Below are 25,108 nucleotides of genomic sequence, written 5' to 3' on the forward strand. Positions count from 1 at the left end.
CCGCTATCGTCGTCGCCGTGCAAGACCAACGGGGCGGGAACGGCGGGGCGTGATGCATCCAGCACATACGTCAACTCCGCGACGTCGGACACATGCCCCAGGACATCGGTCGCTCGTGCGCGAACGGTGACTTGACCGTCCGCCAGCCGATGCCCGGCGATCGTTTCCAGGACGCTGCGGGTGAGTGTGAAGCGGTTGTCGTGAAGTGACCCCAGTGAATTGACATAGGGGCCGCCGCTGAGGCTGATTTGGAAGCTGGCGATCCGGCTGGCGTCGTCGATCGTTCCCGTGACCGTGGGGTCGTTTGTCAATCCGTCGGCATCGGATCGGCCGGTGTCGCTGTCCAGTGCCAAGCGGATTTCGGGGGCGGACAAGTCGGGGGCGTCAAAGTGGGCCGATCCGATCGTTTCGTTCGGGTTCCCCGCGACGTCTTCGGCCACCACGCGAAACCGGTTGGTACCATCGGCAAAACGCAGGTCCTCGATGCGGACGCTCCCGTCGGCGGCCGCAATCGCCTGGGCAACGACGGTTTGCGAATCGAGTCCGCGATAGACGCGAACGGTCGCGGCCGGTTCGGTCGTCACAACCACTGCGCCGGCGTCGCTGCCGAACGGGGGAAGTTGCAAGTCGACGACCGGAGCGGCTGGGGCGGTGGTATCGACGGTGACATCCAGGGCCGCGGCCATCGCTTGCACGTTTCCGGCAACGTCGGCCAGCGACGCGGTGATCTGGTGATCTCCTTCCGTCAGGCCGGGCAACGTGACCTCGCCGATTCCCGCCGGCAAGCGGAACTCCGCGTGTGAGTTTCCATCGACAAAGAACGTGACCGTGGCCGGTTCGGGAACATCCAACACCAGGTTCAACGAACCGGCGCGGGTGATCGCGTCACCCGAATCGCGACCGAGGTCGCTGGCCGGTGAGAGCAGGAGAGCGCCCGGAACCAGTGGCGCGGTCCGATCGAGGGTGAAGGAAATGGACCGCGGTTGCGACGCGTTTTCGTACTCGTCCACCGCGACCAAGTGAAACGTCACTTCGCCATCGTCGAGCGCTTGCCCCAGGACGACGTCGATCAGCGCGGGGGGGATTTCAAAAGTATCACCGGTGATGGCGGCCGAAACGTCGAACGGTCCCGCGGCCGACGCTGCCGATTGGTTGCCGGAGACCGATTCGATGGACAGGAACAGCCCGGTCACGTTGGACTGGTCATCTAGTGCACCGCGGATCGCGGGCGACGCAGTCACGGCGTCACTGGAGTAGTGTCCCGTGTCCTCGGCCAGGGACAGTGCGATCGTCGGCGGATCGGATTCCAGCCGTGGTCGGAACAGGTTGATGCTGCGCGTCCGCTGGTTGCCTAAGGCGTCGGCGGCGATAACGGTGAAACGATTGGGGCCGAAGCGGACCGGGATGTTGCCCAGCTGGAACGAGCCGTCGGCATCGGCAACGACCGTGTGGTCCACGTCACCTGCCAGAGACACCGTCGCGCCGGGTTCGGTGATTCCGATCAATGCAATCTGTTCTAGGTCGGTCGTTTGATCGCCCACGGTGCCGGTGTCGCTGCCGGGATCCAACCTTAACGACGGGATCAGCGGTGCGGTCGTGTCGACGGTGATGGACAGCGATTGTGAGGTTGCACTTCGGTTGCCCGTGGGGTCTTCGGCGGTTGCGGTGAAGGTGAACGTCCCGTCACCGAGCGATCCGAGATTCACGGGGAAATCAACCGGACTTTGCGCGATCCCCAAACCGACTTCGCGGCCGTCGCGGTACAAACGCACGATGCTGTCGGTTTCGCCGACCGATCGAATCACAACATTCGGATTGGCGACCGTCAGGGTCGACGAGACGTCACCTTGTTCGTCCAGCAACACGGGAGCCGAGGGAGTGGCCGGCGCGGTCACATCGATTGAGAACGCGACTTCGGTTGGATCCGACGTGTTGCCGTACCGATCGATCGCCACCAAGGTCAGCGTATGCCGGGTTGCGGCGAGCGGTTGCCCGGCGATCGAAAACAATTCCGTCAGCGGCAACCGCAGCGAGTTTTCGGCGGACAAGCGTTCCGCGATTTCCACGGGGGTTGATCCATTGACCGCAACCGTCAGCGAATCGACATCGCTGACGTCATCGACGACCAGCGATAGATCCGCATCGGTTTGAAAGGCGCTGACCAACGGCAATCGATTGTCCGGCAGCGTGATGGCGGCTAGGACCTGGGGTGCATCCTGATCGGTCGTCAGCCCTAGTCGGTTTCGCCAGGCGACGAAATCGTGTCGGTCGATGATCCCCTCGCCGGTCAAATCCCGGTGTCGCAGGTAACGCGGCGAGTTGGCGTCGGAGTTCAAACTGATGCGGATGTCACGCCAATCATCGACGTCGACTTCGTTGTTGCCGTTGACGTCACCGAGCAGGCTGAAGAACGGCAGCGGCAGAAACTCGCTGCCCGATTCCGGTCCGCTGGCCATCGTTTGCAACCGGTTCGCACTGCTGGCGATCCCGGCGTTTCGTAGCATCAAATAATATTGATCGTCGTTGGTGACCAGACCGTCGACATTGATCGTCAGCGTGAATGTATCGCGGTCATAGGCAAACCGTTTGGGCGAGATTCGGATTTCGTCGCCGGTGTGGTTGACGACAAACACATCGGCCGGGGCGTCGGCGATCCAGGCGTCTTGGTTGAACGTCACCGCCAGCGTGTGCAATTGCGATCGTTGGATTTCCCCGCCATTGACCTCGAACGCTCGAATCGACATCGGACTGACGATCACACTGCCCACGTCCAACAACAATGAACCATCGATGGAGACGGGGTCGGCGGACTGATCGGTCGCGGTGACGGTGACGTCGACGATCGCTTGCCCGCTCCAACCGGACGAGGGCATCAATTGCAAACCGTCCAAGTCCTCGGCGTCCAGTTGGTATTGTCCGTCGGCGATCCGAATGCCTTGATTCAGCGTCGCGCCTTGGGGCAACGAAGTGATCATGATCTGAACGTTTTCACTGTCATCGACGTCGGTTGCCGCGGCGTCGATTTCCAGTGGCAGCGCCGTGTCCTGGTTGCCGCGAACGGTCGTGACGTTCAACCGCGGCGTGTCGGTGATCGGCGACACCTGGATGCTGACGAAGGCTTCGTTGGAAACGTATCCGTCGGCGTCTTTGACGGTGTAGGTGAAGGCGTCGTCGCCGGAGTAATCGGGGTCGGGGGCATAGGTGATGATGCCCGAATCGGGGCTGACAAACACTTGGCCGTGATCAGGCGGCGTCACCACGGTCAGCGTCGCGGGGTTCAAGGTCGACTCGGGGTCGGAATCGTTTTCCAGCACCTGCAGGTTGACCGGCATGTCTTCGCTGGTCGTAGTCAAGTCGGTTCGGGCGACGGGCGATCGCAGCGGTCCGGCGACCAGGAAGACGTCGTCGATGCGGACGCGGCTTTCGGAAGCCGCAAACCCGATCAAATCGATCGACAGAACCGCCAGTGTCCCCGTCGGGATCGAGCTGATGTCGATTTGAACGAGCATCGTGCCGTCGCTGGAAATTCCCACCAGGTCCAACGATGGATCCTGTGATCGGGCATCGCCGACGACGACACCGGTGCCGCGATGGTAGGTGCCATCAGCGCTAAAGTTCAGTAAGGCGTCGCTGTCGCCGATCGGGATCGTGTCCCCCAGCGGCGCAAACGTATTGGCGTCGAGCAACGCGATTTCCAGGGCGTCGGGCGCGCGGTTGATGTCCGCGGGGAGTTGCAAGTCGGAAACGGCCAGTCGCAAGATCGACGCGTCATCGGGAACGTAAAAGGCTTGGCGAAGTGACGTGCGCTGCGTCGACGTTTCCCGCAGTTCCGCAGCCCCGCCGCTGAAGTCGACGTCGCCGCTGGTCGTCCAGGCGTCGCCATCGACATCGAACCGGCCGTTGCGAATTCCGAACGTCGCTCCGACCGTCGGCGCCAGGGACGTCGGCGTGAACGTCGGCGGCTCGACGGCCGGCGGCAAATCGGGTTCGGGGGTGATGCGTGTGTCATCGCCGGTGGACGGATCGACGGGCGGATCGATCGGCGGTCGCGTCCCGTCGCCCGGTGGTGGTGCGTAGGTCGGATATTCAGACGTGGTGACAAACCGGTCGCCGACCGTCGTCGCGGTCACGTCGGACGTCAGGCCGAAGTTGGCAGCCAGTAACTGTGCATCGGCGATCGTGATCGCACCGTCGGCGTTGAAGTCTGCGCGGACGTCGTAGACACGGTCGCCGATGAAAGTGCCCAGCAAACCGACCAGCAATTCGCTATCGATCCCATCAACCGCGCCGTCCTGGTTGATGTCGCCCACCACGTCCAGCTGCAATCGATATTTGCCCGCACTGTCGGCCGATGCCCCTCGGACGCTCAACAGGTATTGATCGGCACGCTCAATGGCGAACAACGCGATCGTCCGATCGCCGTCGACGCTACGTGCGACCGGCGACAGTCCGGCGATCGCGGGCGTGTCGACGACGAAGGTGCTGCGGTAACGCTGGACGATCGCGCGAACCCAAACCACTTGCTGGTCGGTGCTGCGAAGCTGTGCCTGGTCGATCGTGAACGCGTATTGATCGATCTGGCCGGCATCAAGATCGCCGATGATCGCGGCGGCAGAAAAATCGGCCGAGCGTCCCAGGTCGGCTGTCAGCGGCGTGTCGCTGGGGTAGGCGCGGTGATTCCCATCGCTGCCGACGGCGACCGCCAGTACCGCGTCGGTTGCGGATCGGTAACCGTAGCGGTGCAGCGACTCGGGCGTTTCCGCAGATCGCAGCACTTCCACCAACCGCCCGGCATCGTCGTACACGTAGTGCAAATCGCCCGCCGGTGTCCGGATCGATGCGATCGAACCGTCTGCGTTGTGGACGATCGGCAGAAACAGATCGGCGGACAGCGAAATTCCGCTATCACTGATCTGCCAGACTTCACCGTCCGCCCAGGTCACGCGTTTGATTCGGCCGCTGAAATCGATCGCGTCGACCCTGCCATCGGGATGCCGCAATTCGTAACCGGCATTGTCCCCTGACAAATCATTGGCGGGGTGATAGGCCAAACCGGTCGCATGGTCGTAGAAGCGTTGTCCGCCCAGGACCAACAAACGATCCGGGGACGTCAGTTCGTACACGACACCGGCATCGGCGGTCCAATGCGGCTTGTACAACACCAGCGACTCGCTGGCGGGAAACGGCCGAACCGGTTGGGGATCGAACGTGAATCCGACCCGGCGTCCATCGGGCAGATTCAAGTAAACACGATCGCCGCGGGAGAGCGCCGGGTGGATCCCGACCGACGCGGTGTCACCGGAATTCGCGACGGATTGCAAGTCGACATCTTGGAAGGTGAACCGCCAAGACCGGCGATGGGAATCGTATTGCCGGGCGATCGAAAACGTTTTCTCGCCGATCGCGATTTCCGCATCCACGTCGGTGCGGAGGAAGGCATCGGTTTTGGTCGCCGAATTGATTTCGACGTCCAGTGAGGTTTGTGCGGTGCGTCCGCTGATGTCGGTCGCCGAAAGCCGCACGGTGTAAAACCCATTGGCCAAGGTTGCGGGGTCGAGTGTCGCCAGTTGCAGGTCGTCGCCGGTCGTTTCGCCGCCGGCCAGTGTTCGAGAGGAGCCCGATCCGCGGGATGCGATTTCCAACGTCCATCGGTCCAGGTTGACGTCGCTGACCGAGCCGACCAGTTGAGCCGATTCGGTGATCGTGGTCGAACCATCGATTCGCAACGTCACGCGTGGGTCGTCTTTGTCATCGACGTTGCGGACGCGGATGATTTCGGTCACGATTCCCGCAAACCCATCGGTATCGATCGCGGTCGCGGTGAGCGTGGTTTTGCCGGGCGATGCGGCGATGACGCTTGCGCGCCCTTGATCGTCCAAGGGGACCTCGGCGCCTTCGTAGGTCAACCCTAGCGAGTCGATCGGTGCCAAACCGTCGGCGATGACGGCAACGCGGATCGTTTGTCCCGGCGTCGCGGGATAGCTGGGCGTGGTCACGATTCGAACATCCGGCAATCGCGGTGTCGCGACCGAGTCAATGACCAGGTTGTGTTTGGTTTCGGCCAAACCGTCGCTTGCCCGGACGTCGATCACGTACGTTCCGAGTTGGCCCGGGTTGGGAACCCACGCGATTCGCCCCGTTGCTGCATCCAGCGTCGCGCCGTCGGGCAATCCGTAGGCGGCATAGGTCAGCGTCTCGTCGGGATCGGGATCAGACGCGGCCACGTCGAGTTGCAAAAGTTCACTGACGACCACTTGATGGTGTCGGCTTTCGATGACCGGGGCGCGGTTGACGTTGTCCACGACGATCGGGACGGTGATCGAATCGAACGCGCCCTCCGAATCGGTCAGCGTAAACGTGACGTTGTGGTTTCCGGCCTGATCGAATTCCGGTTGCCAGCGGAACTGACCGGTACTGGGGTCGAACCAGGCTCCCTCGGGCACGTTCGCCGCGGTCAACGTCAACACCCCACCGTCGTCATCGGCGCCGGTGACGTGGAACTCCATCACCGCACCTTCACGCGTGAATTGGCGTGCCGGGAACGCCAGTCGGGGCGCCCGATTGACCGCATCGACAACGACGGAAAGTGATTTCGTGTGTGAAGCCGACCCGTCGGACGCGGTGACGTCGATCATGTAGGAACCGGATGCATCAAACGACGGCGTCCATTGCAGCGTGCCGCTGACGGGATCCAAGCTTGCTCCATCCGGCAAATTCGGTGACGTGTACCAGATGGCATCGCCGTCGACGTCGGTCGCGGTCAACTGGAGCGTCAACGATTGGCCTTCATCGACACTCGCATCGGGAACGTCCGCCAACACAGGTGCGGTGTTGTGGTCACGAACCTGGATCGCAATGTCTTGCGACGACGAAAGCGAGTTTGCCATCCCGTCGTTGCCCGAATCGGTCACCGTGACGGTCACGTTGTAGGTCCCGATGTCGGCGGCTTGCGGATCCCAGTTTAACAGCGCTTCGCCGTAGCCGATCGAATCGACGATCCGTGCGCCGGCCGGCAGCCCGCTGAATGCGTAGTGCAATGGTTCTTGATCGATGTCGGTCGTCTTTAGCGGCAATCGCAGCAAGTCGCCGGCCAGAACCATGGTCGAGGGAAGCGGCGAAAGCACCGGCGGGTCGTTGGCCGATTGGACCGTGACGACAAAGTCATATTGCGTCGTTTCGACACGGCCTCGCCCGAGACCATTGCCGTCGTCGCGTGCGATGACCGACAGCGTGTAGCTGCCCCGATCGCCGGTGCCGGGAGTGAAGTGAAAGAACCCGGTTCCGTTGCCGTTGTCGCTGAATTCGATGAAGTCCGGCAGCGGCAACCCCGGCAATCCGCTGGCGGCGGTCAACGTGATCACGTCACCGTCTGGATCAAAGGCTGCGACGGGCAGATCGACGATTTGTCCGCGCTCGAGCACAAGCGTTTCCAGGCTGTCGATCGCTGGCCGTCGGTTGACGTCGCGGACCGAGATCGGGACCAGGGACGTAACGGTGACCGGCGCGCCGGCGGCGTCGCCGTCATCGGTCGCTTCGAAGCGTACCGTGTACTCGCCGGATTGGTCGTAGCTGGGCGTCCAAGTCAACGTGGCCGTTTCGGGATCAAAGGATGCCCCCTCGGGCAATTGTGTCGCGTGATAGCTGACCGGTGACACCAAACCGGCGGGGACGAGCGCGCCGTCTGCATCACGAATCGGCAAACGAAACTCGGGGTTGTCCGGGTCAAGGGCAAAGGCTTGCACGACCAGCGTTTGGCCTTCGTCGACCGACCAACCGTGCATCGATTCAAAGCTCGGTGCCCCGTTGGCGTTGATCACATCGACATGGATTTCGTCGTGGACGGATTGGCCGCCCGCACTGACCGTGATCGGAATGGTTTGTGTCGCGGCTTGATCGAAGGTGACGGTCCAGTGCAAGGTTCCGGTGTCGGCATCCAGGGTCGCACCGCGGGGCAGGTCGTCGCTGGTAAACGTCAGCGTGTCGCCATCGGGGTCCCGGGCCGCGATGCGATAGGTCCATTGGTCGCCCTGACGCAACGTGAACGCTGGCGGGGGATCGATCAGCGGCGGTCGGTCGGCATCGGCGACGACCAAGTCGAACGCGTGGCGGATCGTGTTGACGCCGTCGCTGGCGACCAGCGTGACGTCGCGATAAATCCCCGCCGCGTTTTCGCCCGGCGACCAATACAGGGTTCGATTGGTCGCATCGAAAAACGCGCCCGGCGGCAGGTTGTCGACCCAAACTTCGATCGCCGCGTCGTCTGGGTCAATCACGCTGACGCCCAAAACCAGTGTTTCGTTTTCCGTCATCGCGGCATGGTCTGGCGGCGAGACGAATTCGGGGGCTCGGTTTCCGCCGACGACGGTGATCGTCCAAGATTGGGACGTAAATCCGCCGCGTGCGTCGAAGGCATACAAGACGACTTCGTTGTGCTCGGCCGTTTCCACGTCGGTTTGCCAAGTGATCACGCCGGTGTCCGGATCGACCTGCAATCCGGCCGGGCCGCGTTGCAATAGGTAAGCGACCGTGGTGGAGTCGGGATCATTGGCCATCGCGTCGTAGCGATAGACGGCACCGGCGGTGACGGTTTCGGTCGGAATCGAATCAAAGCGAGGTCGTTGGTTTGGTGCCGCGGAGGCCAGGAAATGGGGCACGAAATCAGCCGTCGCGTCATCGGGGGCCAGCCAACGAAGCGATTTGGCCGTCGTTGATTGCCCCGGTCGCAACCGAACGCCGCCGGGAACATTGGTCGCCACGTCAAACAGCCAGCGGCCGTCGGTCGAAGCAATCGCGGTTTGCCCCGGAACGGCGCTGTTGTGCCCACTGCGATTCCCGCCGGCCGGGTCGAGTGCCAGAGTGGCCGGCAGCAGCAAGTCGTGGTCGCCGCGGTTGGTGATCACGACTTCATAGGTGATCGCTTGGGATTGACGATCCAGCCGCGTGCCGGAGAGTTCGATATCAACGTTTGCTGAAAACTCGCTGACGGTGGTGAAAGGGATTTCGTAGTCGGCCGGGAGCGAGAAACCGCCGACACTTTGGATGCCCTTGCCGATGGACAGCGTCTGCTCCCCGACGGAGAAACCCGTGACGAACAGGTAGGCCGTGCGAGTGGATTCGTCGTAGCGAACCTCGGTGACCGTTGGGGAATCGTCTCCCTGGCCGCGGACCGCATAGTTGCCGGGGTTCAAGACGGAATGTTGCTCGGTTCCCAATCCCGTGAACATGTCTTCGCTGAACGACACGCGGATCAATCCCAGCGGCAAGGCGACGACGTTTTGTGGCGCCGGATTGGTGGCCAGGACTTCGGGGACGGCGATCGGCCGGAGGACATCGACCGCCTTGGTTTGGCTGATCAAGAGGCGACCGTCGCGGGTCGTCGCCACCACATCGCCGCGGGTCCCACCGCTGGCCAAGTCGACGCGCCGCCAACTGGCGACATCGATCATCGTCAATTCGCTGCCGCCGTTTGCGTTTCCGACATTCGTCGATCCATCGTTGTGCGAGACGAACATCAAGCCTTGCAGCGGCGTGTCACGTTGCCCCAGTGCGATCGAATCGATCGGCGTGTCAAAGGACAGCACGGTTTCGGCGCGACCGGTGGGCAAGAACTGGATCACGGCATCGCGTTGGGGCCACTGGACGCCATACAAGGTTCCGTCGTCGGCGAACGCCAGGCTGCCCACCCGCAGGTTTTGATCGCGGCTGAGTCGGGTGAACGTCCCGCGGGTCGGATCGAAGCGTTCGACACCATAGCGAGATCCGACGACCAAGTCACCGGTTGCCGGATCGACGGCCAGCCCCATCGTCAGCCCATCGCCGTGCCGGGCAAGCAGAGAGCCGTCGTTCGGATCGAGTTCCAACAGCGGGCCGCCACCGGTCGTGGCCCAAAGTCGACCGGATGCGTCAAAGGCCAGGTTGAAGATCGGGTGATCGAGTTCTGCCCACACTCCGTTGGCTGTTCCGCCGTCCGGTGTAAAGCGATAGATCTGGTTGCGGGCCGGTCCGCCGCTGACCAAGATGTCGCCGCGGGGTGTCTCCGCGATCGCCATCGGGCCGATCCCCGATTCCTGCGCGGCACCGACCGCGACGTCAAACCCGTCTGCAAACCGCGCGGCGGAGAATGGCTGAAAAACGGTGTTGAACGCGGCGGGGTTCGCATTGTTTTGCGTCGACGGGATCCGCTGCTCGGCTGACGTAAACAGTGGATGCGTTGACGGCGACATGGGCTCGGGCGGCTGACCGAGATCGGGGCGAGTCGTTGCGTCGACGCTCGGCAACCCGCCCAGCGCGGTGGTCGATCCGTCGTCATCGGCGGTCGCACCCGAGGGCGGCGTTTCTCGATTGCCCGCTCGATCCGTGGCGAGGGCCAGGAATTCATAGGCCCTGCCGACACGGCCGATAAACACATCCTCGCCGCTCGACTGAGGCAGTTGCCGTTTCCAAAGTTTGAAGTCGCCACCGTCTTCGGCGACGTACAAGGAAACGTGTTGAAACCCGCTGCCGCCTTCGTCGTCGGTCGCGTTCCAACGGATTCGAAAATCGTTTTGGTCATTGAGCGCCGTGACGTCGATCTGACTGGTCGGCGCGAACGCATCGATGGTGTACGTCAACGCGGCGGCGTCCTCCGGCGGCGCGTTGTCCAAGATCACCCGAGCCCGCGCTTTGACCGTCTGACCGGTTTCGACCGCGTCGGCCAACTGGACACTGTAAGAAACAAAACCGGCGCCTTGACCGCGGGCATTGTTGGGCGGCAGCAATCCGCCGTCGCGACTGGTGCGGACCTGGCCGGTCAGCGGATCGATCGCCTGAATCAACCACGTCGCGGCGCTGGACTTGACGTCGATTCCCCCACTGACTCGCAGGTTAAACCCAAGGCTGTCGTGGAAATCGAATTCGCCCTGGTAAAGCGATCTTCCCTCGGGGGCGCGAATGGTGATGTCACCGATCTTGATGTCACCGAGTCGGAAACTGCGGGGGTCGACGGCATCATCCAGCGGAACGACGACGCGGACTTCGTTGGCATCGTTGGTCGTGCCGGGATCGTTTTGAAAGTGGACGGTAAACGGCAGCGGTTGGCCGGCCGGCACGTAGCCCCCGGTTTCCAGCGTGAAAGGCCCCGTCTGGGACACCGCCCCGGTACTGGCGTCTTCCTGATCGTAGTACCCCTGCAAGTTCAGCGGAAAGAAGACGTCTTCATCGTTCGGCGTGATCCCGCTGATCTGATACTCCGCCGGAATCCCCGCGCCGCGATTGCCGAACGGCACCCACGGCACATAGACGCGCATGGTTTGAAAATGGGTGTTCGCATCGAGGGCCAAGTCGTAATCATCCAGCGTCGGCAGAGCCGCGACCGGATTGGGGCTTTGCAGGATGCCCAGGAAGGACAGCGAATCGGAGGTGAAGTTGACTTGGTTGGGATCGATCGCGGCCTGGATGGTCGGGTCATGTCCATACCATCGCCGCACGTCCTCAAAGAAATCCGTCAAGTCGCCGCTAGCGATGACTTGGTCGCCGCCGGGGCCTGTCAACACGGCGCCGGCCAGGGTGGCCATCAAACTGGTCAGTTCTTGATCGCGTCGCGTCGGCGGGGGCGCATCGACGGCGCGCAGTGTTCCGCTTTCGGTCAGGTAGCTGATGTAGAGTGATCGCCACGCTTCGGGTTCGCCGGCCAAATTGACCAGTGCCGCGTCGGCGTGTTCGTCGGCCAGGATGCCTTGGCGAAGTTGATCGGCCTGGTCGAGCGCATGTCGCAGGAACTCGTCCCGCGTCATCGAGGTTGCCGACGCGACGACGTGGAACTGGAACGGGATCAGCGGCTGGATCAACAAATCCGGCACCGCACCGAAGGCTTCCCAGACCAGTGATAGGCCGGGCGAGATCTTGTCAAGCGATTCCGGCCCGTCGGCCAAGAAGTCTGTCGCGGCATATTGCGGGATCGCTTCGTAGATCTTTGCCTTGAACGCGTCCCAGGCATGGTCGTGCAATTCACGCAGTCCCGGATACGTTTGGACTTGGAACGTGAATCCGGCGAACCCATCGGCCGGATGATCCAACAGGTAGCCGGCAGCGGTCACGTGCCCGTCGAGGTTGACCGCCGAATCGAGTTCGGCCCAGGGCAGATCCGCAAACGAACCCTCCATCCCGCCACGCAGGTTGGACGTGAAATGGTTGTAGGGCAGGTTGTAGACGTTTTGGTTGATCCCCAGTTCGGGAATCCCGACGTTGTAGAACACGTACGGTGCGTCGACGTTGCCGGTGTTTTCCAGCGTGACGCTGTAGGTTCCGTTGTCGCCGGCCAAAACGTAGCGTGGGCCGCCGATGCCGACGGTCACTTCGGGTTCGATGGCTCGTTCGACTTGAAAGCGATACGGTACGATCGCGATTTCGCCGTCCGGGTTGATCACGTGGACGTCGTACAACCCGTGCGGTGCATCTTGCAGATCGAAGGTGGCGATCAATTGCGACGCGGAGACATGGTTTTGTGCCGCCGGAACGAATTCGGCAAACCCCGGGCGGACCAATTTGACGATCGCGTCCTGATGGAATCCCGCGCCGAAAATTGTCGTCGTCACCAGTCCCGAATCGCCGCCGATGTCGGTGCGGATGTCGGTGATCGCCAGCGGCAACAACTCGGCCAGAACTTTTAGGGGCGAATCGTCTTGTTCGGTCGAAAAACCACTGATCAGGACGTAGTAGGTTCCCGCGTCGGTGGTCGGGACGATCGCCGCGGGGGTGTCGGACAGTGCGCCGCCGGACGAGGCGTCGAAGGACCGCGCCGTGGGCGCTTGGTTGTGTCGCAGGAACACTTCATGAATCGAATCGTCGGCGGCGATTGCGGTGACCCGTAAGGTTCGATTCGGGGGGACGTCCACCGCGAACAGCCGTTGCTGGGACGTCGACAACGTGCTGTCCCGTGGCACGCCCAAGGTCAACGAAGGAGCGACCAGATGCATCGTCGATGCCGATGCGGTCTGATTGTTGCCTTCCCCGACGTCCTCGTAGACTTGATCAAAAATGTCGCTGCGGACGATGGCTCGATAGCTGTCGGGGGTCAGCGACGGCGTGATGATCTCCGCCGATGACGTATAACTTTCGCCGGCGGCCAACGTTCCACGAAATTCCACGCGTCCGACCGCCGCATCGTCGATGTCCCAGGTCGCGTCGCTGCTGAAGTACACGCTGTCGGACCAACGGCCGGAGACCGTGACGTCGCTGGTGTTGGTCACCGTCCAAGTGATCTGGGCCGATGTGCCGGCGGTGACGTCCGGCGGGACGTCGACGGCGGTCACTTGCAAGTCCGCCGGATCGGGCAATTGGATGACCATCGGGATCGGCGGGGAAGCGTCGTTGTTGCGTTCGCGGGGACCTTCGAACACATCGCCGGTCGGGCGTGATCGATCGGGATCGGTGACGACAAACACGTAGTATGGTCCCAGCAACCCGGGCGGCAACGACACGGTCAACGTGTTCGTGTACGAAGCGTCCCCGACCAAGCCGTCTTCGTGCGTCGATGATCCCAAATACAGGTCGCGATGCAGGTCCAAGAACCTGTCCCGCGACAGATAAACACCATCGATCCATTCGCGTTGCCCCTGGACCGTCGTTCCGCCGTGGTTGGTGACGGTGTAGGTGACATCGATTTCTTGACCCCGCGTCGCGCGGTCGGGCGCGGTGACGGACGCGACTTGCAAGTCCGGCAGATCGGACAACGTCACCGGCAGACTGCGCACCGCGATGTTGTTGCCTTCGGATTGATACTCCGCGACGTCGCCGCGCGCCGATTCACGCGCCGCCGAGGATGCCAAGTCCCACGGGGCAAGCACGCCGGGAAGTTCAAATTCGATCCCGACGCGACGAAAACCAATGTCGCTCGGTCGCCCCGATCGATCGCGCATGGCCGCCGAATCGGTGAACAACAGCAGATGGAAATCGCCTTCGATGCCGTCGGGGATCTGAACCGACACGCGGCCCGTGTACGACTGGCCGGGATCGAGCGAACCGCGGTGCGAAACCGATGCGATTTGGGTGTCCAAATTGTCCAGCGATGCATCACGGGACAAGAAAACACGATCCGCCCACGAATCCACTCGCGTTGCCCGGTTGCCCGTGTTTTGGACCGCGTAAACCAATTCGATCGTTTCACCGGAACTTGCACCGGCGGGCGCCTGAAAATCGGTTACCGTCAAATCGGCTTCGTCATATTGAATCGACAAGTCGGCGCGGGCCAGGTTGTCGGAGGGATCGTCGAATGCCCAATGCCCGAAATGAGACCGCCACTGGGTGTTGTCGCCTTCGTCGGCCGGGTACCAGTCGGTCAACAGACGACGCGATTGATAGGGAAACAGAAACGGCGACTGGTCGTTGTTGGCATTCAAGTGCACCCACAACGAATAATCACCGCCGGTGCCTTGGGGCAGGGTCGTGGTGAAGCTGACGGTGTATTGATCACCGGGATCGATCGTTTCGGCCGGCGCGAGAATCGATGCCCCCAGATAGGACGCCCGCTCGCGAATGAACGTGGGATCGGGCGAGAGCCACAAGAAATCTTTCCAGTACGTCGTGCCGCTCCAAACGGGATGCTGGCCGATGTTTTCGACGGTGTAGCGCAACGTCACTTCTTCGCCGGACCTCGCATCGGCGGGCAGATCGAAGCCGACGACTTTCAAATTAGCTGCGGCCGAATGAATGGTTGTCGCGATCGCGGTGACGTTGTTGGTTTCATCGACTTCGATCACCGGGGCAAACGTTTCGGCAGCGGTCGCGGCGGCGAAGAAGCGGGACAGATCGATCGAGGGTTGCGGCGGCAGGTCGTCGTCGGTGATGACGACGATGTAGCTGCCCGCGGCCGAGGGTGACAAATCGACGTCGACCGAAGCGGTGTAGGAGGCGCCTTTGGCGAGCGGCAAGTCGCGTTTCTTTTCAGCCAACAACAACGTCCTCGCGGCGTCGGATTTGGGATCGGGATGGTCGCTCAGATAGACGCGATCGATCCAACCGCCCGGCAGGGCATCGGCCAATCCAAGGTTGTCGACCGTCCAGGAAATCGTGACGGAATCACCGCCGCTTGCAACCGTCGGTGCGACGATCTCGCTGACGACCAAGTCCGGTTGTGCCCCGAGCACCTGGATCGGCCGCGCTTTGTAATTGTTGTTGTCGACGTTGTTGGGATCGTCGGGGTTGTTGTTCGACGCCAACGTGTCTTCGGGAACGACACCCAGCGGGTCGACCCAAGGCGTCACAAACCAGTGGCCCGATTCCAGTTGCAACGGGATGCGGATCGTCGTCTCGGTTTCATAGCCGGCCATGCGATCCAATGATCCGACGTGGGTGGTCGTTCGCAGCAGCAAGTCGCCTTGCCCGGGGTGGGGGCGATTTTTGTCTCGCGTCAGCCAGACGTTTTCCGCCCAAGCGTCGCCGTGGGTTGCGCCGCTGCCCAGGTTGGTGACGGTGTAGCGGATGGGAATCTCGGCTCCGGCGACGACTTGGCCGGGCGCGACCACATCGCTGACGACCAGATCGGCCAGCGGTTCGGGTTCGATAAAGATCGATTGGTAACGAAGGTTGTTTTGGTTGTTAGGCCATTCGGCGATGTTATCTCTTGCGTCGGTCTGGACGATCACATAGACGTCACCGCGATAGCGAATCGGGATCGTCACGCTGCCCGCTTCGGTGCTGTAACGCTGGCCCGCCGCCAAGGCTGAGCCGTGATCGAGTTCGCCGATCAGAATGTCAGCCGGGTCGATGACCGGATCGAGCGACAGATAAACGCGATCGACCCATCCGATACTGCCCGTTCCGACGGCGCCTTGATTGACGATGGTGAATTGGGGAGCCAACGTCGCTCCGGCGGACAACCGCTCGGGGATGGTGATCGAGTCGACTTGCAAATCCGCTCGCGGTCGAACGTCAACGGTGATCGGCCGGGCGGTCGTGTTATTGGCGTTTGCGGTGCCTTCGTAAACCAAATCGCCATGGTTCGTTCGGACGAATAGATTGAAGGCACCCGCCGCCTGGATCGGAATGCGGATCGATTCGCTGCGTGAGTAGCTTTGGCCCGGCGGGATGGGATCGACGAAGGGGAACGTTCCCAGTTGGATGATTTCCGCGTCGGGATCGCCGGCCGGTTGCAAATAGACTCGGTCGATCCAGCCACCCGATGCCAGGCCGTCGCCGCTGTTGGTGACTGTCCAGCCGACGTCGACCAGCGTTCCTTCTTGAGCGACGCTCGGCGCCACGATCTCGCTGACGACCAGATCCGCCGACGGCAACAAGGTGATCGGAAACGACGTGTCGGTCGCCCGATTGTTGTCGTCGAAGATAAACTCGTACGGTCCATCGTCGGCCGCCGTGTGAACGATCAAGTAGTGGTTACCGGACAATCCATCGGGCACGATCAGATTGCCGGTCCGAGTGTAGCGATCGCTCGGAGCGAGTTGACCGAAGTGTTGGAAACGCGTTTCGGTACCCTCGACGGCCTGTGTTCCGGCGGGGTCGGTCGCCAGATAAACCACGTCGTACCAATCGCCGCGGTTGGTGATCCCGATCCCAGCGTTTTCGACCGCCCACGAGACACGGGCAACGGATCCGGAGTTGACCGGCAGCGGGATGTCAATGTCGGCAACGACCAGATCCGCATACGGGACCGGCATGATATCGATCACGCCGGCGTGGGCGGCATCGTTGTTCGCCTCGTTGCCGTTTTCGAACACCCGATCGCCAAAGTCGCTGCGGACCATCACGTTGAATCGTCCGCTAACCCCGGCAGGCAACAAAACCGTTTCGCTGCGTGCGTAAGAACCTCCGACGTCCAGGAACCCCGTCTGCTGGAACATCGCAACCACAACATCATCATCGTCGCCGAAAACGTCATTGGGACTGAGCACGATTGCATCGGTCCATCGATCCACCAGTCCGGGGCCGGTGCCGATGTTGGAAACGGTCCAGCCGACCGTCAGCTGCGCAGGGTCCCCCAGCACCTGTGCCGGCCCGGAAACATTGCTCACCGAAAGATCGGCGTAGGGTGAAAGCGTGACGGTGATCGGTGCGGTTGTCAGATTGTTGGCTTCACCATCGGGCCGTTCGCCGAGTTCGTTCGCGGCATCGGTGACGACCAACAGATGCTTTTCACCCTGCAGATGGACGGGGATCGTCAATTCGCGGTTGATGCTGCGGGTTTGCCCGGGCGCGAGCGACTGAAAGATTTCAAACTGATCGATCAAGGCGTCGTCGGCGGAAACAGTCAGGTCGTCCGACAAATAGATGCGTTGTTGCCACTGTGACGCGACGCCCGAGCCCTGGTTGGCAAATTCGAAGCTGATCGGCAGGGTTTGCCCGGAGTTGGTCGCGGTCTGCACGGCTAAGTTGGTCGCAACTACGTCGGGGTGACTGATCTGGATCGTGTCACCGACCAGCCGGTTGTTCGACTCGTACGGCCCTTCGAACAACCGCCCGGTGTCGTCGCTGACGATGATGATGCGATACTCGCCGTCGTCCAGGTTTGGCAAGTCGATCGTCATCATCGACAGATAGCTTTCGCCTGGCGCGACCACGTCGGCTTGGAAAGCGCCTCCGACCAGATGTGAGATTTCGGGAGCCGCGACCGATTGCAAGTAGACGCGATCGAACCAGCGGTCGGGCGTCGCCGCGTCGCCTTGGTTGATCGCCGTCCAGGTGAACACACTCGCGGTCCGCGGTTGACCGGTTGCCGGTCCGCTGATCGACGTCGGCAACAAGTCGACCAGCGGCGGAACCGTCAACGCGAGCGGCGCAGAAACAAACGTGTTGACTTCGTCGCTTTCATGAATCTGGCCGTCGTCATCAATCGAAGCGATCAAGTAGTACGTGCCACTCTCAAGCGACTGGAGCAGCGGCAGCAAAACATCGATGTCGTGCCGATAGGATTCGCCGGCGGTGAGCGATGCGCTGCGAACCGATTCGTAAAGCTGCAAGTCGCCGGCGTCCAGGACGGGATCGGTTGATAGGTAAATTCGATCGGTCCAGGGACTGCCGCCCGCCGCAGCGGTACTTTCGTTCTTGATCTCGAACAGTAACGACACGTCGGCGCCGAAGAAAAACTCGGTTGCGTCGGTCGGCAAGACATTTCCGTCCAACGCCAGATCCGGCAATGCCCAGTGAAACAGTCCGGATGCCTGGTCCTCGACCGGTTCGCCGTTGACTTCGTCGCCGTCTTGATTCATCGGGTTGCCGCCCCAATCGAGCACGTCGGGGCCGATGGTCAGCGAGTAGTCCCCGTTGACGAATGAGTCCATTTCCGGACGCAAGATGAATCGGTGATCGGATCCGAGCACCGGCAGGATCGATTCGATCGCGAGCGCCCCATTGGCCGGTCCGACCAACGCGACGTCGTCTGCGGTCAACGAATCACGATCAATCGGCTCGCTGAACTCGATGACAACGAAAGGACCGTCGGGATCGATCGCGCTGTCCGAGGCGGTGATCGAGACGACTGCGGCACCGCTGGAGAACCCCGTGACGAATCCGAGTGCCGTCGGCGATAATTCCGGCGTCAAAACTTGGCTGCCGAAGTCAAGTCCGGTGTAGTCGGGCGAACCGCTGCGCGACGCGTAGGTCATCACGACATAGCCGTCGCCCGGTTGTGGACGGTGATCGTTGACACGGGTGGTTCGGATGATGCCATCGAGCGTGACGGCGCCGGTGATTTCCAACACGTCGTGCTCGTCGATCGGCGTCACTCCGCCGATGTCCAAGTTCAACTGGCCACCGGCGGCGAGCGTCAACGAACCGTCGACGATCAGTTTGTGGTCTGGATCGACCAATCCCGCAACGACGATGTCCGCTTGCACGTGGCCGTTGCCGGTCAGGACCGAATCCGATTCCAACGCGAACTTGCCGTTGATCGATCCGGAGGGTCCGGCCGTCAAGTGGACGCCGCCGAGTGTCGTGCCGCCGGGAACGCTGCCACCGGGAACGCTGCCACCGGGAACGCTGCTGCCCAGATCGATCGTTCCGCCGTAGCGTGAATGAATGGTCGAGAAACGATCCGACCCGGTCAGCGAGCCGGAGGAATGGTCGACAAAGGCTTGTAGTTGGCCCAATCGAATCTGACTGCCGACGCCCTCGCTGAGCAATTCGATCCTCCGTTGAGACGCATTGCCGGTGTCCGGGTCTTGGATCGATTCAACCCCGGACAGATCGACAGCGCCACCGGACAAGGCGTCGATGAAAATGCGTGCGTTGTAATCGTCGCCGTTGACGATTTCCGTGACCGCGGCAAGCTCAATGCGGCTGCCCCAGCCTTCGGCACGAAGCATCGCGGTTTGATTCGGAGCCGTGGTCGCGTGGTGAAGGGACGTGGCCGAGGGGAGGGCGAGCGTGACGCCATCGCGGGCGATCAGGGTTGCCGAGTCGATGCCCGATAACAGCGGCGCGGTCGCCGTGCCGCCACCAGCGAGCGAGAGTTCGCCTGCCGAAAGATCGGTCAGTGCCGGCAGTGCGGCGGCGTGCCCGTCGATCCGAATCGCGGTGCCGGCGGCGGTGGTGAGGGCTGAAAACGAAAGCGGCCCGTTGCCCACGGCGTGCAAGACGCTGTTGGTTGCATCGGTGATCGAGGCGCATGAAAACGAGCTGCCCGCATCGGCAAAGATTCGCACTCCGGTCAGCGACGCCAACACGGGGGCGAGGATCGCGCCGCCGCGGGTGACGGTCAGCGACGAGTGGCCGCCGGCGGCGTTCTGGGAGGCCGGCGATTCACCGCGGTCGGTGAAGGTGGCCAGCGATGACAGATCGATCACACTCAGTGGGCCGTCGGCCGAAACGTGCACGGCCCGGCCGGAAGTGTTTCCGCCGGCGGGCTCGGTGATCTCTGTTACACCAGACAGATCGATCGCACCGCCGTCATGTGCGTCGATCACGAGTTGGGATCGAAACGAGGAACCGCCTTCGACCCGAGCCAGATTGGGAAACTCAAGTCGGCTGCCGTTGCCGGATGCGATCAGCGTCCGCGTCTGGGAACTATCGGTGGTCGCGTGCGAATACGTCGTCACCAAAGGGAGCGACAGCGCAATACCGTCGGCGACATCGATGCTGGTCCCATCGATTGTTGCCAATAGGCTGGTGTTGATTCGACCGCCGGAAAGCAACCGCAATCCGCCGCGGGTCAACAAGGTCAACGCGGCGGTGTCGATGAAACCGTTGTCGGACTGCAAGAAGGTTTCATCGGCAGACAATAGCGCCGGCAGTGTGACGGTTTGGCCGGTCACGTCGAGCCGTCCGCGATCGAACGTCGTCACGGCGGCAAGCGGAACGTGGCTGTCGGCGTCGAGGGCAACCGCAACGCCATCGAGCGTTTCAAGTGAATGGAGCGTGAACGCGCCTCCGCCACGGGCGATGAGATTGGAATAGGACAGCGGGTCATCGGGCAACGTCGCACGGTCACTGAAGGACGTTAAAGAACGCAGGTCGATGGAACTGCCGGCGTCTTCGGCGACGAAGGTGATCCCACGGCGCGCGGTGTTGCCTCCGTCATCATCGACGATCTGTGTCACGGTCCCCAGATCGATGTGCCCGCCGGAATGGGCTTGGATGTTCAGTCGGTTTCCGTAGTTGGTGCCGCCATGGATCGTTTGCAAAGACGGAAACACCAAGCGGCTGCCGGCACCTTGGACGATCCAATTTCGCTGGACATTGTTGGCCGTCGCGGCGTGATGGTAGGTGGTCAGGTGATTGAAAATCAGTTCGCCGCCGTCTTCGACACGCAGGTTGCCGCCGTCGATGGCTTGCGTGCCGTCGATGACCAGCGACGCCTCGGGGCCTTGGGCGACAAGCGTGGCACCGCCGGACAGGTTGAAGGGGCCGGAGAGGGTCGAGTCCGCGGTGGCGGTCAGTGAGCCGCCGATTAGGTTCAGTCCGCCGGGACCTTGGATGCTGCGGATGACCTTGTCGCCGTCGTCGATGGTGACGGTAACGCCGGCGACCGCAAGGACGACATCATCCAGGCGCCCCGGGACGACTCCGTCGCCCCAGTTGGACGGATCATCCCAGTTCCCATCGCCGCCGATCCAGGTGACGGTTCGAGCGCTGGGAATGGATTCGCTGGAGGATGGCGGGGCAGCCGCGGAGGGTTGATGCTCCGTTGCCATCGGCCGATTCGCGTCAGCGTCCGGGCTCGGTTGCACGGGTGCCGGTCGGCTTGCGTCGGACGTTTGATCACCCGCCTGGATCGTCGACGTGGTATTGATGAGCGCGGTCAGCGCGGGCGCGATGACTTCTCCGCCGGAGGTCTCGGTCAGCGAAGAGACGACGTTTTCATTGCGATCGACGACGTTGACCAGCGAACCGAGCCGGAGCTGTGAATCGGTTCCGTCGGCGGAAAAGGTGAAACGCCGGCCGCTCGTGTTGCCGTCGGTCGGATCGACGACTTGCACCAGGTTTTGCAAATCGACGTGTCCACCCGCTGTCGCTTCGACGCCGAGCTGCGCGCCGGATTCGGTCGCGCCGCGGATCCAGCGCAGCCCGGACAGATCGATGCGACTGTTGGCCCCTTCGGCGATCCAAGACGCGAATGAATTAATTTCCGTCGTCGCAAAGTCGTAGGACTGGATTTGCGGCAACTCGATTTCGGTTCCGCCGAGAGCGCGCAGACTTGATCCGTCGATGCTGGACACCGACGGCATCGCGACGGTTGCCGCCGCGTCGGTCTCGAGCAAGTTGTGTTCGAACCGCGTGATTTGCGGAAGCCTTGCGTCGGTCGCGGACAACGCCAAATGCGAGTTTGTGATTGACACCAGTTGTTCGAAGTCGCCCGGTCGACCATCGATCGTCACCATGCCGTCTTCGATCGCGGCAAGAAGCGCGACATCGATGTCACCGGGGGTGTCCGCATTGACTTCGGTGCCGCGCAAGTATTGCAGTGCCGGAGCGAGAATCTCACCGCCGGCCTCGGCGTCGATTCGGGAATGCTGGCCGGGCCCGTTGCCGTTGCGGTCGATGATCGACGTCAACGCATCGAATTCGATGCGACTGTCCGTTCCCGAGGCGAGGATGTCGAACGAGCGGAAGTTCAGGTCGCCGGTCGGTTCGTCGACCAACTGTGTGACCGCCGGCAGCGAAATCACTCCGCCGTCATCGGCGTGGATGTTGTGATCGTTGTTGTAACCGTGCCCGCCGATGACCGCCGTTAGATGGGGCAGTTCAAGCCGCGAACCGGATCCGCTGGCCGACCAGGACCGATCGACCGATGATGTGTCGCCGAGGTGTCGGTAGTGGGTGATGCCGGGCAACGACAACGTGACACCGCCGCGGGCAACCAGGTCGGTTCCGTCGATGTTGTCCAGCTGCGGCGCGGAAAAGACGGCCCCCTCGTCGACGACGATCGCTCCGCTTTGAAGTTCACCGATCAGGGGCAGCGCGAGCTGAGCGGCGGCGACATCAAAGGTGGTTCCGCCCGCCGAGGTCAGCTGCGACAGCGTCACGTCGCTCGCGCGGACGATCAATTCGGATTCGTTCAGTGACCGCAAGGAATCGACCGCGAGGTTGCCCGTGCCGTCAACAACGAAACGGCTGCCACGGGCATCGGTCAAAGCGGCGAGATTGATCGTCGCGGCGTCGGTTGCCGAAAAGCTTGTCCGCTGGTCCGAGTTTTGGTCGATGACCGACGTCAGGCTGGAGAGATCGATGCGGCTGCCGGCATCGGCCGCGAGGAAGGTGAACGATCGGCGCCGCGTGTCCCCTTGGACCGGGTCGATCACCGACTGCACGCCGGATAGGTCGATCACGCCGCCACCGTCGGCTTGGTAGGTGGTGGTGGAGTTGTAGTGGGTGGCGCCGGTCAGGGATCGCAGGCCGCCGAGTTCGATTCGGCTGCCGGCGCCGTTGGCAAGAAACTGTCGCCATTGGTTGTTGCCCGTCGAGCGATGCCGATCGCTTTGAACGGACGGAAACGAGATCACGCCGCCGTCGCGAGCGGTCAGACTGGCCTGACCCAAATCGACATCGCCGTCGACGTGAAGGCTGGCCTGGGTTCCCTCGGCGACCAGGTGCACAGGCGACTGCAGGATCAGGTCGCCGTCGACGTGCAGGTTGCCCAGGATCATGAATTGGCTGGACGCGGAATCGATCGTCAGTCGATCGGCAATGGTGGCCGAAAGCGTCGCATTCTCGCGCGGACGCAGCGTGGCGTCTTGCAGCGTCAACTCGTCGACGACCAGCGACGTCGTCTTCAGTTCCGCGCCGACCAGATGCAGTTGTTCTGTGGAGACGATCGAAGCGACTTCGGTGGCGGCGTCGATGCGGACGACAAGGTCACGCGAAAGATCGTCGATCGTGACATCGTCGGCGAGTCCCGGCAACGCATCGCCGTCCCAGTTCAAGGGATCATGCCAGCGGGTTCCATCGCCGCCGCCGTCCCAGTGAAGGGTCGCCAGCAGATGTCGGGCTTCGAGTGTTTCAAACGGTGGTCGAACCAGCCCCTGGCTGATACGTTTCCGAGCCTTCCTGGCCACGGCGGTCCGGCGTCGGTCCCGCCATCGGTGTCCAAACCCCGGCCGCCGCCGCGACCGGTCCTGTTTCCGTGCCATCAATGCTGCCTTTCAAGTCGATTCGGCACTGGAACGGTGAAAGGCTACCGAAAAGCGTGTGACCCTTGTAGCGTTCCCGGCCGAGAGATGGGAATAGGGTCGCAAAGGGCGAGCAACGCAAACGAAGCACCATCGGCGTGAATCGCATCCGCTGTCTGTTCGATTCACGCGTGCAAGGACAGAGACCGACGATCGCGTGCCCCCCGTTATTGTCGCGTCAGCCCATCCCTGCGACCCCCACAGGTTAGTGGTTCCGCCACCGATTGCAAGCTTGCTTTTGACACCCGCTGGATTTAGCATTGGCGACTCTGACTTCAACGAACCCGCGGGCCGGTGCTTGACCGAATGCTTGATCGCCGATGTTTTTGCTGCACACTGATCGGTCTGGTGGCATGGAGCTGGGTGGCGTGGTTGGACGCGCGCCGTTGCCCGGCCGTCATTGTCGCCCACCTCACCCCCTCACGAGCCGCCGCGGGAGAACGATTCGAGAGCGACTTGGTGCTTGCGGGGACGGCGGATGCGATCGGCGATGTGATCGAGCTGATCAATTTGGACATCGTCCAAAGCACCATCAATGCAGCGGCACTGACCGACTACTCTCGGGTTCGTTTCGACGCTCGGCCACAATTCGCCCCGTGGCATGACGGGCAACAATTCGGCAGCGGGTCATCGGGGTTCGAATCGCAAATCGTGCTGGACTCCTATCTGCCGGATGAGCCGATTCCCTATGAAATCACCACGACGGATCCGTTTGCCGTCGGCACGTTGACGTTTGACTACAGCGGGCTCGGTATGCAGCCCGGCGACACGGTCACGCTGGACATCTTTGGTCGCGACGACGGCAGTGCGACGCGGACGACCTCGATCGCCGTCCGGGCGTCGGGCGAGTCGGTGACGATGTTGGTCAACCCCGAGTTTTCGTCGCCAAACGGATCGGAAAAAAGCGTCTTTAGGATCACGGCGATTCCCGAACCCGGCTCGGTCGCCTTTTTGGCAGCGACGCTGTGGGGCGTTTCTGCTTGCCACCGCCGACGACGAGTCCGGTGTGCAAAGCCGGCGCGTCCGCCCCGGAGGGGCCGTCGCTGAGCGTCTGAATGGTGGGTGGCGGGCACGCGGCGGCGACCGGACGGGTGGGAAAATAGGACCAATGAGACCAATGGGCCCCACGCGACCGATAGGACGGCGTGTTCCCTCGACCACTGCCCGGTCCCATTTGTCCCCTACGTCGCATTGGTCCTATTTCCCCCAGCGCCCACCGCGGGGCTTCACCCCCGGCGCCTGATTGCTGCGTTGCACCGACTCCGGAGGAGTCCGCGCAGCGGGCAGAGGATGCCGGGTCAGCCGCGGGCGGCTGAGGGGGAACAGTTGGGGACAACGGTTCTACATTGGGCCGCGGGGGAACAGTTGGGACAACGGTTCTACAATGGGCTTGGCATTGCCCCCGAATCGGTGCGTCGTCTCCTGAGTTTCACCCGGTGTGTCGGATTGAGGTGCGCCCGCGATCCTGTCAACAGGCTATCATTGATCCTCGTCACCCGCTTCGACAGAGCCTC

Annotated in this window: 2 protein-coding genes (1 of these 2 cut by a window edge); one reads left to right on the forward strand and one right to left on the reverse strand. The window is 62.3% G+C overall.

Going from position 1 to position 25,108, the window contains the following annotated elements:
• Positions 1-23,555, reverse strand: partial view of a CARDB domain-containing protein gene (locus H1B37_RS14300; protein WP_182867348.1) — the 5' portion only. Its footprint begins 16,945 nt before the window's first position; the window shows 23,555 of its 40,500 coding nt (coding positions 1-23,555); the start codon lies at positions 23,553-23,555; the stop codon falls past the left edge of the window.
• Positions 23,556-23,900: 345 nt separating this feature from the next.
• Here H1B37_RS14300 and H1B37_RS14305 point away from each other — a divergent pair, with 345 nt between their 5' ends.
• Positions 23,901-24,641: a hypothetical protein gene (locus H1B37_RS14305; protein WP_182867349.1), complete on the forward strand. Its 741-nt coding sequence runs from the start codon at positions 23,901-23,903 to the stop codon at positions 24,639-24,641.
• Positions 24,642-25,108 lie beyond the last annotated feature (467 nt).

The organism is Stieleria mannarensis (assembly GCF_014154935.1).
GTDB lineage: Bacteria > Planctomycetota > Planctomycetia > Pirellulales > Pirellulaceae > Stieleria > Stieleria mannarensis.

Bases quoted from the DNA above. Each gene is read 5' to 3' on its own strand.
- H1B37_RS14305 (WP_182867349.1), top strand. From the start codon at position 23,901: ATGCTTGATCGCCGATGTTTTTGCTGCACACTGATCGGTCTGGTGGCA.